General features: G+C 54.1%; 14 protein-coding genes. 3 read left to right on the forward strand and 11 right to left on the reverse strand.

Features of this window, described 5'->3' with window-relative positions; translation table 11 throughout:
• The first annotated feature begins 125 nt into the window (after nucleotides 1–125).
• Nucleotides 126–893, forward strand: coding sequence for an amino acid ABC transporter ATP-binding protein (locus tag ACK4HN_RS07250; protein ID WP_409868447.1), 768 nt, complete (start codon nucleotides 126–128; stop codon nucleotides 891–893).
• On the opposite strand, the gene ACK4HN_RS07255 is transcribed toward ACK4HN_RS07250, so the two are convergent.
• Both ACK4HN_RS07255 and ACK4HN_RS07260 read right to left on the reverse strand, forming a co-directional pair.
• Nucleotides 890–1,402, reverse strand: coding sequence for an inorganic diphosphatase (locus ACK4HN_RS07255; protein WP_409850104.1), 513 nt, complete (start codon nucleotides 1,400–1,402; stop codon nucleotides 890–892). The genes ACK4HN_RS07250 and ACK4HN_RS07255 overlap by 4 nt on opposite strands.
• 99 nt (nucleotides 1,403–1,501) lie before the next feature.
• A complete protein-coding gene (locus ACK4HN_RS07260) occupies nucleotides 1,502–2,692 on the reverse strand; it encodes a hypothetical protein (protein ID WP_409868448.1) in 1,191 nt (396 codons plus the stop codon).
• Nucleotides 2,693–2,920: 228 nt separating this feature from the next.
• On the opposite strand from ACK4HN_RS07260, the gene ACK4HN_RS07265 reads away from it, so the two are divergent.
• Nucleotides 2,921–4,327: a type II CAAX prenyl endopeptidase Rce1 family protein gene (locus ACK4HN_RS07265; RefSeq protein ID WP_409868449.1), complete on the forward strand. Its 1,407-nt coding sequence runs from the start codon at nucleotides 2,921–2,923 to the stop codon at nucleotides 4,325–4,327.
• Here the strand turns inward: ACK4HN_RS07265 and ACK4HN_RS07270 are convergent.
• Nucleotides 4,295–5,071 (reverse strand): SDR family NAD(P)-dependent oxidoreductase, encoded by a 777-nt coding sequence (locus tag ACK4HN_RS07270; protein WP_409868450.1) that lies wholly within the window; start codon nucleotides 5,069–5,071, stop codon nucleotides 4,295–4,297. The genes ACK4HN_RS07265 and ACK4HN_RS07270 overlap by 33 nt on opposite strands.
• Nucleotides 5,072–5,138: 67 nt before the next feature.
• On the opposite strand from ACK4HN_RS07270, the gene ACK4HN_RS07275 reads away from it, so the two are divergent.
• Nucleotides 5,139–6,023, forward strand: coding sequence for an alpha/beta fold hydrolase (locus ACK4HN_RS07275; protein ID WP_409868451.1), 885 nt, complete (start codon nucleotides 5,139–5,141; stop codon nucleotides 6,021–6,023).
• Here the strand turns inward: ACK4HN_RS07275 and ACK4HN_RS07280 are convergent.
• From ACK4HN_RS07280 to recN, 8 genes are all read right to left on the reverse strand, one after another.
• Nucleotides 6,020–6,973, reverse strand: a complete 954-nt coding sequence (locus ACK4HN_RS07280; protein ID WP_409868452.1) for a heme o synthase — start codon at nucleotides 6,971–6,973, stop codon at nucleotides 6,020–6,022. The two genes, ACK4HN_RS07275 and ACK4HN_RS07280, sit on opposite strands and share 4 nt — an antisense overlap.
• 17 nt (nucleotides 6,974–6,990) lie before the next feature.
• The gene (locus tag ACK4HN_RS07285) at nucleotides 6,991–7,914 is read right to left on the reverse strand and encodes a COX15/CtaA family protein (RefSeq protein WP_409868453.1); all 924 of its coding nucleotides are present in this window, start codon (nucleotides 7,912–7,914) and stop codon (nucleotides 6,991–6,993) included.
• A gap of 142 nt (nucleotides 7,915–8,056) precedes the next feature.
• Nucleotides 8,057–8,626 carry a hypothetical protein gene (locus tag ACK4HN_RS07290; RefSeq protein WP_409850653.1) on the reverse strand — a complete coding sequence of 190 codons (570 nt, stop codon included), beginning with the start codon at nucleotides 8,624–8,626 and terminating at the stop codon, nucleotides 8,057–8,059.
• A gap of 62 nt (nucleotides 8,627–8,688) precedes the next feature.
• Nucleotides 8,689–9,708, reverse strand: a complete 1,020-nt coding sequence (gene csaB, locus ACK4HN_RS07295; protein WP_409868454.1) for a polysaccharide pyruvyl transferase CsaB — start codon at nucleotides 9,706–9,708, stop codon at nucleotides 8,689–8,691.
• Nucleotides 9,705–10,400, reverse strand: coding sequence for a sirohydrochlorin chelatase (locus ACK4HN_RS07300; RefSeq protein WP_409868455.1), 696 nt, complete (start codon nucleotides 10,398–10,400; stop codon nucleotides 9,705–9,707). The genes csaB and ACK4HN_RS07300 overlap by 4 nt, the downstream gene beginning before the upstream one ends.
• Complete coding sequence (gene hisS / locus ACK4HN_RS07305; protein ID WP_409868456.1) at nucleotides 10,397–11,665, reverse strand: histidine--tRNA ligase; 1,269 nt, start codon at nucleotides 11,663–11,665, stop codon at nucleotides 10,397–10,399. The genes ACK4HN_RS07300 and hisS overlap by 4 nt, the downstream gene beginning before the upstream one ends.
• Nucleotides 11,666–11,823: 158 nt before the next feature.
• Nucleotides 11,824–11,994, reverse strand: coding sequence for a hypothetical protein (locus ACK4HN_RS07310; RefSeq protein ID WP_409868457.1), 171 nt, complete (start codon nucleotides 11,992–11,994; stop codon nucleotides 11,824–11,826).
• A gap of 146 nt (nucleotides 11,995–12,140) precedes the next feature.
• Nucleotides 12,141–13,859 (reverse strand): DNA repair protein RecN, encoded by a 1,719-nt coding sequence (gene recN / locus ACK4HN_RS07315; protein WP_409868458.1) that lies wholly within the window; start codon nucleotides 13,857–13,859, stop codon nucleotides 12,141–12,143.
• Nucleotides 13,860–14,008: the final 149 nt, after the last annotated feature.

Consider the following 14,008-nt stretch of genomic DNA (forward strand, 5'->3'; position numbering starts at 1 on the left):
AATTGTGTTCTCCCACCGTATCATGGGGAGCAAGGAGAAGTACTTCCTTGATTGACCACCCTAGCCTAACGCATTGGCGAGGGGGAGAACTGTTTCGGCAGCATAACGGTTTCTAGGAAGCAGCGATGACTCAGCGTGAGGCAGCCCCAGAAATGGTGATCCAAACTCGCCACCTCAATAAATATTTTGGCGATCGCCATATCCTCAAGGACATTAACTTCAGCGTTGCCAAACAGGAGGTGGTGGCCCTCATTGGCCCTAGCGGTTCCGGCAAAAGCACCTTGCTCCGCTGCTTAAATGGCTTAGAAAGCTACCAGTCAGGAGAGATTGTTATTCTTGGCCAGCCCCTGCCGCCGACACCAACCCCCCAGCAACTGAGGAGAATTCGCCGTGAAGTGGGCATGGTCTTTCAGAGCTTTAACCTCTTTCCCCACATGACCGTTCTGCAAAACATCATTGAGGCACCCATCCTTGTGCGTAAAGTGCCGCGCCGTCTGGCGATTGAAATGGCCGAAGGTTTATTGGCCAAGGTGGGATTATTGGATAGGCGGGACGCCTATCCCCATCAACTCTCTGGGGGTCAGAAACAGCGGGTGGCGATCGCCCGCGCCTTGGCCATGCAACCGCAGATTCTCCTCTTTGACGAACCCACCTCCGCCCTTGATCCGGAACTGGTGGGGGATGTCCTCGCTGTGATGCGACAACTGGCTGAAGAAGCCATGACCATGGTGGTGGTTACCCACGAGATGCAGTTTGCCCGTGAAGTCTCCTGCCGTGTGGTCTTTCTCGCCGATGGCCAAATCCTTGAGGAAGGATCGCCCCAACAACTGTTTCGCCACCCGCAACAGCAGCGAACTCGCCTCTTTTTAGAGCGTGTGCTGGTCAGGTACTAGGCTTTGTAGGCCTTGATGCATTTTTCAACAAGGGGCTGCACCGCATCCGCATCCTGCCAACCGAGAATTTCGGTTACTTTCTTTTGCAGATTTTTGTAAGTGCGGAAGAACTCGGCAATTTCTTCAAGGCGGTGGGGCGCAATGTCCTTGAGGGATTTCACCTCAGCATAGCGAGGGTCGTCAACAGGCACACAGAGAATTTTCTCGTCGCGATCGCCACTGTCAATCATCTCTAGCAGGCCGATGGGACGGGCAGGAATCACGCACCCCGGAAACGTTGGCTCATCCATGATCACTAAGCCATCGAGGGGATCGCCATCGTCTGCCAACGTATTGGGAATGAACCCATAGTCATAGGGATAGGTCACTGCCGAATAGAGCACGCGATCGAGGGCAAAGACATTCATGTCCTTGTTAAATTCATATTTATTGCGGCTACCGCCAGCAATTTCCACCAGCACATTGACCACCCCCGGCTTGGGTTGGGCAGGAATACGGCTTAGGTCAATACCCATAAAATGATATCCACGCAACAAGTCTCCATTTAAGCGATTTCAGAACACTGAAGCAAGCACCCAGTGGGGAGGAGAGACCTAATCTTGCTATAACTACGGAGCTAGGGCGTTTTCCCCAGAAGGACTTGCTGCAAAGAGCAGTGGCCAAAATCCCCAAAGGGCAAAGAAAAGGAACATAAGGCCGTGGCGATGGTATAAGAAACTGAAGTCTAACTTCTGATTGAAAATACTCATCAGAAAAACACCACACACCATCGGTAGAGCTTGAACCACTGCGCAGCAGATCATAAAAGAATGTAGCAAATTGACTTTGGTCACCCTGATCAATTGAAGGGATAGTAAAACTGACGTCAATAGTGTCAAGAGAATTATTCCAGTACTGGCAAATGGTATGAAACCATTGAGTTCACTCAACTTATTGCCGGCAAAAAAGGGCGGAAATGCATTCGGCGAAACAAGATAAAATGGCATGATAATAGATGTAAATGTCAATAGGGAGACAGATAAAAAGGTCAAGGCTGTTTGACCGCTAGTAGAGCGCCAAAAAAGAACGAGTAATAGAGGCAGTAATGTCAGAAAATTACTGCGTGAAGCTAGAGCAATACCTGTGAAAAGACTTGTAGAAGCTTTTGCAATGAGTGAATTGGACGATAAAGCCTTTAGTTGTAGGAATATTGCTGTCAAAACATAGATGCTATTTGCAATTAGATCACCACCTGAAATGTACTCGTATTGAAATGCAGGTGATAAAACCGATAAGAATATGAACATTATAATGGCCGAAACATAACTTTTGAGATATATTGCTGTTAAAAAATTAAATATCGCAAGCCAAAATAAATTTTGATGGGCGCTGTTACCTAATAGGATAAATGGTGAAGCAATAAGTATAGCTCCAGGTAGGGGCGTTATTTTGCCACCGAGATGAGTGGTTTTAGAATAAGGGTATTGTCCCTGTAGAAATTGCCAAAAGGCAATATTCAACGCTTCATCTCGATCACTCCCCCGCCCAAGCAGGCCTGCTGTTTCTAGGGGATAAAGAATCCAAAAGCAAATAATCCCTAAGCCAACAACAAGAATTAGAGTCTTAAAATAAAATCTAGAAACAAAGAAAAAAAATTGAGACTTAAACTTTAGAAGAGACAAAAATGCCAATGTGGTAATAAGAACATAGCTAAAAACACCGATCAAACCAAAATATTTTTGGATTAGTGCCGTTGATGGCAGAGAAAAGAGCAATAAGAAAGTAACTGCTAAGTGACTTTTGGAGTAGTTGGTACTCATTGCACTAAACTGCAGTCAAGTCCTTTTCTAAAATATGCAATACACAAAGGGAAGGCAATTCTTTCTTGAAGTCGCTTGCAGAATTTAAGGGTGAGCCATCCATGGCAAAAGCATTGTACAGGGCTGCAAGGTCATGACTCGTACAACAGATCATAGCTAGCCTACTAGATTGATCCCTTGGGGCGCTTTTCGCTAAGGTTTTGGGGAGTCCCTTGTCGGCTTAGCTCTATGTCTCTAAAGCGGTTGGTGCTTGCGGCCCTCAGTGTGCTGGTGGCTGCTCTAATTACGGTATCATTGGTTGGGAGTTACCTCGAACCCCAAACCCAAGGGCAAATTAACCTTCTACAAACCGATTTATCCTTGCAAGCCCGTGAATGGCAGGGGCTGGGGGATGCGACCACCCGCGATCGCTTGGTGGGGAATGTGCAAGGAGCAATCACCGCCTATGAAGAAGTTCTGGCCACTCCCACGCCCCAAAATCAACCTCTGCGTCTGCAGTTGGGACTTCTCTATGCCGAGGCTGGCCAGCGCGATCGCGCCCTTGACACCTGGCAACGCCTGATCAACGAGGCGCAGGGGGCAACCCGCCGTACCGTAGAAGTGCTGCTGGGGTTGTGGGCCGATCCACCGCAATTGCTGCCCGAGGCGGAACCTTTGATTAAAAATGCTCTCCAAGGCTGGTTTCGAGATCGCGCCCTCAAACGCCTCTATGAACTGCAACAGCGACCCGATGCTCTCACCGCCTTGCTCAGTGCAGAACAAGACCGCGCCCAAGCGGCCTTTTATCGTCTTGTCCTCATTGGCACGACTCCTCTGCTAGGAAGTTTAATTGGTATAGCGCTTTGGATTGTCTGGCTCTATCAACACCTGCGCCGCCGCCACCAAGGAAACACTCTACCACCTCTGACCGCCGTAGCATGGGGCTGGGAAACCCTTTGGGCAGGCATGGTGATTTGGTTTGCCCTCTTTTTTGCCGTTAGTTTGCTGCTCATGCCCTTGGTGCGCTCCCTCATTGGGGTGGTACTGCCGCTGCGCTCTGCCATAGCTCAAACGCTGTATGCTCTGGTCAACTACGGCATGATCATGGCCGCTGGCTTGGGCTGGCTGTGGTACTGCCTGCGGCCTTTTGGTAAGCGCCCTGCCGATTGGCTGTGCTGGCAGGGGGGGCTAGGGGGTGCCGTGCGCTGGGGGGTTGGCGGATATCTGGCTGCCCTGCCCCTTGTGCTCTTGAGTTCACTGATTAGTCAAGCGCTGCTGAAAAACCAAGGGGGCGGCAATCCCCTGCTGGAGATTATTTTGCAAAGCCGCGATTACACCACCTTTGCCCTGCTCTATGTCATGGTGGCAATGATGGCGCCCTTCTTCGAGGAAATTCTCTTTCGGGGCTTCTTCTTTCGTTCGGTGCAATCCTATTTGCCCCTCGGCACCGCAATGGGAATGACCGGTCTCCTCTTTGCCATTGCCCACTTGAACTTGGCGGATCTATTGCCCTTGACGGTTTTGGGAACCGTGCTGAGCTACATCTACTGGCGATCGCAAAACATTGGCGCGGCCATGATCCTCCACAGTCTCTGGAATAGTGGCTCCTTTTTGGGCTTGCTCCTATTGAGCGGGGGGACGGAAGCGGGGTTCTAACTGCTGCACCAACCACTGACGCGGCACCAGCCGACTGGCAAGGGTAAGGAAGCGATTGGCAGGCTGACCGGGAATGATCGTGGCCACATCGGTTGGCAAAGCGGCAAGGGTTTCGGCAACCACCTGTGCGGGGCTATCCTGCTGGGCAATGAGGGCCGGATTGCGGGTCATATCGGCGCGCTCAAAGAAGTTGGTGGCAGTGGGCCCAGGGCAAACCGCCAGCACCCGAATCCCCCAAGGTTTCACTTCCGCCCACAGGGCTTCGCTAAAGTGACGCACAAAGGCTTTGCTGGCGGCATAGACCGCGAGATAGGGCAGCGGCTGAAAGGCGGCAATGGAGCTAATGTTGATGATCGTGCCTTGGCGGCGGGGGCGCATTTCTTGCAGCACCAAATGGGTGAGTTCCACCAGTGCCGTGATGTTCACTTGGAGCATGTCGGTTAATTGCTGGCGATCGCGCTCCCCAAAAGCCCCATAGTCCCCAAAACCAGCATTGTTAATCAGCATATCTACGCTTAGCCCCAAGGCTTGAATCTGCCCATAGAGGCGGCAGGCAGCAGCGGGTTCACTCAAGTCTTGGGGAAGACACACCACCTGCACCTGCTGGCTGAGGCGGGTCTTGAGGGCCTCTAGGCTGTCGAGGGAACGCCCCGTCAGGATCAAATTGTGCTGGCGATCGGCCAAGGCTTGGGCAAAGGCCTGCCCTAATCCCCCCGTTGCCCCCGTAATCAGTGCAGTGGTCATAAAATTGTTACGAAACGTAAAGATCGCTATCTTAAAAGTAATACATTACCCAAAGGAATTGCACAGAATGACCTCGACGCTCACAGCAGCTTTTCCCACTGCCAATTGGCTCTGGCGCGGCCATCGCATTTGCTACAGCGTCAATGGCAGGGGTGCCCCCGTGGTGTTGGTTCATGGCTTTGGTGCCTCAATTGGTCACTGGCGTAAAAATATCCCCGCCCTCACGGCCGCCGGTTACCGTGTCTATGCCCTTGATTTACTGGGGTTTGGTGCCTCGGCAAAGCCAGATTTAACCTATAGCTTGGATCTGTGGGCAGAGCTATTGGCGGACTTCTGGCAAGCCCATATTGCTCAACCCGTAGTTTGGGTGGGAAATTCCATTGGTGGTCTGCTGTGTCTGATGATGGCCGCTCGCTATGGCCACACCTGCCGTGCGGTCAGTGTTCTCAACTGTGCTGGCGGCCTGAATCACCGTCCCAATGAACTGAATTGGCTGCAGAGCCTCTTTACGGCTATCTTTCGGGCTTTGGTTGCCTCTCCCGGCATTGGTCATTTGATCTTTAACCAGATTCGGCAGCCGGAGCGCATCCGTAAAACCCTGACCCAAGTCTATGCCAATCCCGAGGCCATTACCGATGAATTAGTGGAACTGCTGCATCGCCCGGCCATGGATGCCGGTGCTAAGGAAGTCTTTGCCCGCGTGATTTCAGCGCCGCCGGGACCAAAAATTGTGGATTTACTCCCAGAGATTCAAGTGCCGATTCTCGTGCTCTGGGGGGAGGTAGATCCTTGGACACCTGTATCGGGGACAAAACACTTTGAATCCCACCAAGATCGACTACCAATTCGCATTGAGCGGCTACCGAATACAGGGCACTGTCCCCACGACGATCGCCCGGAGCTGGTGAACCCGATCCTCATTGAGTGGTTGCAACAGTTGGGGCACGCCTAACCCAAAAGGCAACCAAGGGCATCGAGGCTTTCAGACAAGGGGGGTAAGAGCATCCGATCCCCCACCATGGCAGCACACAGCAGCATCATGTAGAGAATCGAGAACTTAAAGAGTCTGCGGGCCTGTTCTTTGTCCTCTGGGGCTTGGGTCAACTGCCACGCACGGTAAATAAACCAACTACCCAGGGCGATCGCCACCACACCATAGCCCCAACCCACGACACCGCAAGGGTAGATCAACAGCAGACTGGTGGGCAGCAGTGCCAAGGTGTAAAGAAAAATTTGCTGTGCCGTCAGGCGATCGCCATTGACAACAGGCAGCATCGGCACCCCCACGCGGGCATAGTCCTCTTGGATCAGCATTGCCAACGGCCAAAAATGGGGCGGCGTCCAGATAAAGATAATGGCAAACAGCACCCAAGCCGCCCAACTCAGTTCTCCCGTTACCGCTGCCCAACCCACTAAAGGGGGAATTGCCCCAGCCGCACCGCCAATCACGATATTTTGGGGTGAAGACCGCTTCAGCCAGTGGGTATAGACCCCCACATACACCACAATTCCCGCCATGGCAAGGCAGGCACTCAGGAGATTGGCAAAGACCGCCAAAAGGCTAAAGGCCGTTGTTGCTAAGAGCACTGCCACAAACAGCGCTTCCCAAGGAGCCACCCGACCCGCTGGCAAAGGGCGATGGCGTGTCCGCTCCATGATGGCATCAATATCGCGGTCATAGAGACAGTTGATGGTATTCGCTGCCGCCGCCGCACAAGCACCACTGACAAGGGTAATCAGCAGCAGTTGGGGGGCGACTCGACCTTCGCTGGCCACCTCCATGGCTGCCGCAGTCGTAATCAAAAAGAGCAGAATTAACCGCGGTTTGGTGAGTTGGACATAGTCCAGCAATTTTGTGGAAAAATCCCCCGTCGAGGCGGAAAGTCTGGCTAGGAATGTCATGGGAGCCTCAAGATGCTTCAAATTTTATGCTTCAGGGAATAGAATTGACCCTCGCGCCATGCCAAGGTGGCAATCGCAACCAACAACCCCAAAAGGGTGGCGCCAACCATTTGATGGCCAACGGTGAGTGCCGGCACCTGTAGCTTTAGTTGTAGGGTGCTCCATCCCAAGGCCACTTGCAGAGCCACCACCAGCAGGAGTGAGAAACTCAGTTGCCGCAATAGGGGAGCCAAGGCTGGGCTGCGCCACGCCACAATCACAACCCCTAAAACGCTCAAGGTGGCTGGGACAACACCAAAGAGATGGCTATTGAGCACCCCACACAGGCGATCGCCGTAGAGACACTGATGCACCGCCCACTGCGAAGACACCAAGCCCCCCAACAAACTTTGGCCATAGACACATAGGGCGGCGATCGCTGCGGCAATCCGCAACCAACGGGCGCTCCCCGTGCCGCTAAAGGGAGCCAAGCCAACAGTGATTGCTGTCAAAAGGCAAAAGAAGAGCAGTCCTGTACCTAAGTGAGCCGTAACAATTTCAAAGCGGAGCAACTCAGTCACCGTCAGCCCGCCGAGAATCCCTTGCAAAATTACGAGGCACAGTGCCGCCGCAGCAGCGGAGGGTACCCAAGGGGACAGAGCTTGTCGCCAAGCCACACTCAATCCTACAAAGGCGATCGCCATCAGCCCTAAACTGCTGGCCAGCAGGCGGTGAAACCACTCTAGGAAGATCTGCAAATCCATTTGCGGCACCAGCATGCCAAAGCACAACGGCCAATCGGGACAGGCTAAACCGGCATCCATCACCCGCGTGGCGCTGCCTACCGCCATCAAAAAGAGGGTAAAGACCGTCATCAGCAGCACGAGGCGAAAAATCCACTGGCGACGGACACTGGGATCACTGCCTAGGGTCAAGGGTGAGACATGAAAAGGACCCAGCACGGATTTTTCCTCGACAGCAACAACTTCTTCATGGTAAAGAAGCTAACGGGGGGATCAGGGCTGGTGTGAAAATCTATAGCTTTTCTTTAAGTTTGCGCTAGATTATAAATTTTTCTTGCATTTGATTGCCGAGTTTGAAGACCTAAAACGACGGCTCTCCGGCACTGGGTTGACGCTGCAAAAAGTGGAGAAAGTCTAAGAGTTCTTCATCAGTAAGTTGCTGGCGCGATCGCTTGCCATAGCGCTCCAGTAAACAGGCACGGCCTTGGGCTTCTGTCCATCCCAAGCGTTTCATTTCCACCGTCGTTTGGGCAATTTCATCCGCCAGATCCACGGGTTCGCGCTTGGTGGGAGGCTTCTCGCTGGAGGGTTTGACCGCTGGCTTACTGCGGCGCGGGCTAGGGGGGGTGGTGGGTTCTAGGAGTAGATCAGCATTGCCCGCCTCTGACCAAGGCGCTGCCTCAAGGGCTGCCGGGGGGCGGGGAATGAGTTCTGCTTCTGTTTGCACAGGGAGGTGAATACCCAAAAGTTGCAGGGCACGCTGGCGGGCACTATCTTCCGCCTGTTCTAGGGTCGGTGCAGCAGCCATCCCCGTAGCTAGAATTGTGTCCCCCACAAGGAGGGTCGTTTTGACAATGAACAGACCGTCATGAATTTGCAATAAATCGCTAACAATGCTGCCGGTGGGATAGCGGCGATAGAATTCGTTCATGGGGTGCCGCAACAAAACGACGCATCGAGTTAATCTTATCCTATCCTTGCTGGGGCGCTGGCCTAGAGCAGATTCAGCACTGCCCGGTGAACCGCCGCCGACTGGCAGTAGGGTTGATAGTCAGGCAGGGGGGCTGAAAATGTCTGCTGCCATTGCTGAACCAAGGCAGTGGGGTCAGGAGGCAATGCCGCCAGTTCAACCCCCGCCATACCGGTATCGGCCATGAGGTAACTCACCTTGGGATCGTAGCTGAGGGCAAAACAGCGACAGCCCACACTGGCGGCCATAATCAAGGCATGGAGGCGCATGGCGATCGCCCCTGCCGTTGTTGCCAACAGTCCCTTCATTTCGCGGGGATCCTCACAGGACACGAGTTGCGTCTGCTCAGGCAGCAATGCCCCATAGAGATCCTCAGCCAGGGGCAAATCCTGTTGAGGCTGAAAGGGCAAGAGCAATAGATGCACACCGCTCTGTTCCTGCCATTGATGCAAAGCTGTTTTCAGCAGCTGCCAGCGATCGCCTGTCAGGTGCCGATGGGGACGCAAGCACACCGCAATGGGCGCCTTGTCCTTGGGGGGCAAAACAGAACGTGCTGACATTAGCCAGACGGGATCGGCACCCTGTTGATGGGGAATGCCCCACTGTCGCAGGAGGGCGGCTGACCCGGAATCGCGTACCGTGACTGCGAGGCAACGCCGTAAAAGTACCCGTGTCCACCAACGATAGAGGGGCGATCGCAGAGGGCCAATCCCCTGTGCCCAAGCAATCGTGCGACAGCCAAACCGCTGTGCAAGGGTCATCAAGCCGAGGTAATAGAGAGGGCTGCGCCAACTAGTCACATCCTGAATCAGGCTCCCACCGCCCCAAATGAAGGCTTGGCTCTGTTGTAGGGTGCGCAGCACCTTTTGCCACTGGCGGCGATCGCAGGTAGCAACGCCATAGCGAGCTGCTGTGGCCGTCGGATTGCCGCTGAGGACGACCGGTGAAACGCGGGGCGGCAACTGTTCAAGCAGCGTTGCCAAAAGGGCTTCATCCCCCGCATTGCCGTAGCCGTAGTAGCCACAGAGAAAGACTTGAGTCATCCCACAGGCTCCACCAGCGGCACCGCTTGCAGAATCTGTTGCAGCACGGTGATCAAGGAGGGGGTGGGCTGAATGGCGGGCACCCACGAAATGGAATGATGGGGATACCTAACTTGCAGCCTTGCCACTTGCTGGTGCCCTTGGTTGACGGTTTTGCCGCCAAAGAGAAAGTAGCCATAAATTTTGCTACTGGTATAACCCTGAGCCAGCCGCGCCTCAATGGCATGGTCTAAACTTCCCACTTCGGTCAGCAGGGTTGGGAGTACACCGCAAGCCTGACACAGATTCTCAAACCAAGGGCGGACTTCAGGCCGACGGCTGCCGTGGCCAAGAAGAATGTGGGCGGCTTCATCGGCGATCGCCCGTTGTAACCATGCTTGAAAGAGGGGCTGTCCCCCCAAGAAGGGAAGTAATTGAATAGGCAGCACCGACTTGGCTGCCGCGATCGCTAGGGGTAGATCCACCACCACATGGTTGCCCGGCAATAAAAAGAGGGGCAGAATGACCATCCCGTCGGCCCCCTGAGATTGTGCCTGCCGACTAAATTGGCGAATCTGCTCAGGTAGTGGCGCTCCTTCAAGGGTTCCCCAACCAACGATACCAAGAGGTGTGAGTTGCTGACACAGGAATGCCATTGCCCGCTGCGGCTCAGGGGCAGGACTACCGTGGCTAATGAGAAAGTAGGCCATCATGAGGCAGCAAGGAAGCGCGATCGCCAGCTTTCACTCAAGAGTTCCTGCTGCGGTACCAACACCTGCTCACCGGCGGCCAACCACTTCACCTGTACCGTGCGATCCGTTGCTTCACTCTCGCCAATCACCAGACACACCGTGGCACCAACGCGATCAGCGCGTTTCACCTGTTTGCCAAAGGCACTGCCGCTGAGATCCACTTCTACGGTATAGCCTTGATGCCGCAACTGCTGGGCTAAAATCAGGCCTTGGCGTTCGGCAGCTTCGCCACGGGTCACCATATAAAGGTAGGGTTGATTGCGCGGCGGCAAGGGGCGATCGCGCAGGAGTAAAATCAATCGTTCCAGTCCCATTGCCCAACCAATGGCGGGTGTGGCGGGTCCCCCTAATTCCTCGACAAGGTGATCGTAGCGACCACCCCCACAGACGGTTCCCTCATTGCCCAAACTCAAATCCTGAAATTCAAAGGCGGTGTGGGTATAGTAGTCAAGGCCGCGTACAAGGGCAGGATTAATCTGGTAGGGGATGCCCAGATCCTGCAAGAGGGATTGCACCTGCTCAAAATGGGCGCGCGATCGCGGACTCAAATAATCCAACAGTCGCGGCGCTTCCTTAACAATCGCTTGGGTGCGGGGGTCTTTGCTATCGAGAATGCGCAGCGGGTTGCGTTGCAGACGCTCCTGGGAATCGGGATCTAACTCAGCTTTGTAGGGAGTGAGGTAATCCACCAGGGCTTGGCGGTATGCACTGCGATCCTCGCGATCGCCCACGGAATTCAGCATCAGGGTTAAATCGTTTAGGCCTAGGGCCTGCAGGATATCTAGAGCTACGGCAATCACCTCAGCATCGGCACGGGGATCAGCACTCCCTAAGACTTCCACCCCCAACTGGTGAAACTGGCGATAGCGACCTGCTTGGGGACGCTCATAGCGGAACATTGGCCCAAGATACCACAGGCGTTGGACGCCCCCTTGGCTGTGCAAACCATGCTCGATATAGGCGCGAACCACCCCAGCCGTACCCTCTGGCCGTAGGGTGAGGGACCGTTGAGCGCGATCGCTAAAGGTGTACATTTCCTTACTGACAATATCAGTAGCTTCGCCAATGCCTCGCTCAAAAAGCTGGGTTTGCTCAAAAATCGGGGTGCAAATTTCGCGGTAGGCAGCGCGCTCTAGAATCTGGCGAGCAATGCCTTCTAAATACTGCCAATAGACCCGCTCAGCGGGCAAAATATCACGAGTTCCCCGTGGTGCTTGCAAACCCATGTGTGGTCAATGCGCAAATGAAACAGACGTATTATACCTGCCTAGCTTCCCAGTAACTTCTCCACCCACTCTAGAACCTCGCGAATGTGCTTTAATTTGCCGAGAATTTCCTTGAGAAGATCATTTGTTGGATTAGGGGGTGTGGTTTTTAATTCCACCTAGAGGGTAGTAATGCCCATTCCATCACGGGCAAAGCGAGCTACTTCATTGGGATGAAACAGCAGCGGTTCACGACGGCTTTTGCGATGCTCTGGATTGAGGCGTTGGGGATTAAAGGGAGGATTAATGGTTTCATTATTGGTATTGACATAACGATAATATCGAAGCACGGGAGTGGCGGAGAGTTTGCTGCACTTGATCAGTGGTCATTAACTCATCCCCTCCCGCAGAATAGGAAGAGCGCTGCATTGAGAACGGCCAAACGGTAATGTTACCATCAAACTTATTTGACTGTAAGGATATAGCCATTAAATCGTCAAGTTTTCATGCTCATTCCTTCAGCGTTGGGGGGAAAGGGTCGTTGTTGCTGTGCCAATAGGCCACTGGCAAAGGAGAGTGCCATCGCCGAGCGATCGCCCCCCGCTAAATCCGCAAGGGCTTGGACACGCGCTTCATCGGTTAAGTATTGCACACGAATTGCCGTTGTGGCAGTACTGGGATCAACGTCTTTTTGGACTAAGTAGTGGTGATCCGCCGCTGCCGCAATCAAGAATTGATGGGTAACGCACAACACCTGATGGGTTTGCCCCAAGCAGCTTAAACTCTCGGCGATCGCCCCCGCGACGCGGCCGGAGACCCCGACATCAATTTCATCAAAAATTAGCGTTTTCGGTGTTTGCTGTGTGGTCAAGCAGGTCTCCAGCGCCAGTAAAAATCGACTCATTTCACCGCCAGAGGCAATCTCCCCGAGAGGTTGCAGCGGTTGACCCGGGTTGGCACTCCAGAGGAAGGTAATCTCATCACTGCCGCTACTACTGATTGCCGTGGGCGTCAATTCCACAGCAAAACGGGCTTGGGGGAGTCCAAGGGGTCGCAGGTGGGCAAGGAGGTCTTGTTCTAGGCGTTCGGCTGCCCTTTGCCGCAATTGATGCAGGTGCTCGCTGGCCTGCTCAAGAATTTGCCGCAGTTGGGCAACTTCTGCCTCTAGGTGCTCTTGGCTAGTGGCGGCATCCCTGAGAACAGCTAATTCGGCTTGGATGCGATCGCGATAGGCAATGACACTGGCCAAATCGGGGCCATACTTGCGGCACAGGCGTTGTAATTGGTGAATCCGCTGACCCAGAGCATCCAGTGTCGCTGGATCGGCATCGAGGCAATCGGCATAACTGCGCAGTTGGCGCGCGGCTTCTTCGGTTTGGGCGATCGCCCCCTCTAACAATTCGCTAATAGGCTGAAGCGCTGGATCCCAGTCGGCAATGGATTGCAGTGCCCCTTGGGCTTGCGCCAGCAACGTCACCCCACTGGGTTCCCCTTCGTAGAGGAGGTGATAGGCCCGTTGGCTTTGGCTTTGCAGTTCTTGGACATGGCTGAGGCGTTGGTAGTCCTGTTGCAATTGGGTCAGTTCTTCAGGGTCTTCTAGGGCGGCAGGCAGCAGTTCTTGGAGTTGAAAGTGCAGTAAGTCGAGTCGCTGCAGCCGTTGCTGTTCCTGAGTGGCAAAATCCTGCAATTCCCGTTGCCGTTGCTGCCATGCTCGGTAGGCTTCTGCCACCCGCTGCCGCTGGGTCATCAAGGCCTCGCCCCCATAGCGATCGAGCCAATCCCGCTGTTGAGCAGCGCTGGCCAGTTGCACCGCCTGTCCCTGGGCTGTAAGGTGCACAAGGTGCCGCCGCAGTTCCAGAAGTTGTTGGCGATTTACGAGCACACCATTGACCCGGCTGCGACTGCGAAAGGTCTCCCCTTTGAGACTAAACTCGCGGCTACAGATCACCTCATCCCCTTCAGCATCAATTTCTAGGGTGGCTAGCCACTCTCTGACTGGGGGTGTAATGGTGAAAATGGCCTCAATACAGCCCTGCTCTGTTCCCGATCGCAACTGCCGCGCTGAGAGCTTGCCCCCTAGAAGCGCATCAATGGCATCAAGGAGGATGGACTTGCCTGCCCCGGTTTCCCCCGTGAGGACATTCAAGCCCCGCTGAAAGGTCACCTCTAGCTCTGCGACAAGGGCAAAGTTCTGAATCCGCAGCGTTTGTAGCATTGTGGCTCCACTGGGGCAACGGTTCTAGGGCAATCCTTGGGAAGAGGGTGGTGACCCACTTTTGGGATCGTGCGACTTGATTTTGTACCGCTGATTGGCCTACATAGTAGAAGGTAACATTTTGCAACAATGTGAGGAGCAACCGCGCG

The sequence above is a fragment of the Thermosynechococcus sp. genome (assembly GCF_046299655.1).
Classification (GTDB): Bacteria; Cyanobacteriota; Cyanobacteriia; order Thermosynechococcales; family Thermosynechococcaceae; genus Thermosynechococcus.

What these genes read in the sequence shown, in the direction of transcription:
- ACK4HN_RS07260 (WP_409868448.1), bottom strand. Translation starts at nt 2,692, where the DNA reads ATGAGTACCAACTACTCCAAAAGTCACTTAGCAGTTACTTTCTTATTG.
- ACK4HN_RS07280 (WP_409868452.1), bottom strand. Translation starts at nt 6,973, where the DNA reads ATGACATTCCTAGCCAGACTTTCCGCCTCGACGGGGGATTTTTCCACA.
- csaB (WP_409868454.1), bottom strand. Translation starts at nt 9,708, where the DNA reads ATGACTCAAGTCTTTCTCTGTGGCTACTACGGCTACGGCAATGCGGGG.
- ACK4HN_RS07300 (WP_409868455.1), bottom strand. Translation starts at nt 10,400, where the DNA reads ATGATGGCCTACTTTCTCATTAGCCACGGTAGTCCTGCCCCTGAGCCG.
- recN (WP_409868458.1), bottom strand. Translation starts at nt 13,859, where the DNA reads ATGCTACAAACGCTGCGGATTCAGAACTTTGCCCTTGTCGCAGAGCTA.
- ACK4HN_RS07250 (WP_409868447.1), top strand. Translation starts at nt 126, where the DNA reads ATGACTCAGCGTGAGGCAGCCCCAGAAATGGTGATCCAAACTCGCCAC.
- ACK4HN_RS07290 (WP_409850653.1), bottom strand. Translation starts at nt 8,626, where the DNA reads ATGAACGAATTCTATCGCCGCTATCCCACCGGCAGCATTGTTAGCGAT.
- ACK4HN_RS07270 (WP_409868450.1), bottom strand. Translation starts at nt 5,071, where the DNA reads ATGACCACTGCACTGATTACGGGGGCAACGGGGGGATTAGGGCAGGCC.
- hisS (WP_409868456.1), bottom strand. Translation starts at nt 11,665, where the DNA reads ATGGGTTTGCAAGCACCACGGGGAACTCGTGATATTTTGCCCGCTGAG.
- ACK4HN_RS07265 (WP_409868449.1), top strand. Translation starts at nt 2,921, where the DNA reads ATGTCTCTAAAGCGGTTGGTGCTTGCGGCCCTCAGTGTGCTGGTGGCT.
- ACK4HN_RS07275 (WP_409868451.1), top strand. Translation starts at nt 5,139, where the DNA reads ATGACCTCGACGCTCACAGCAGCTTTTCCCACTGCCAATTGGCTCTGG.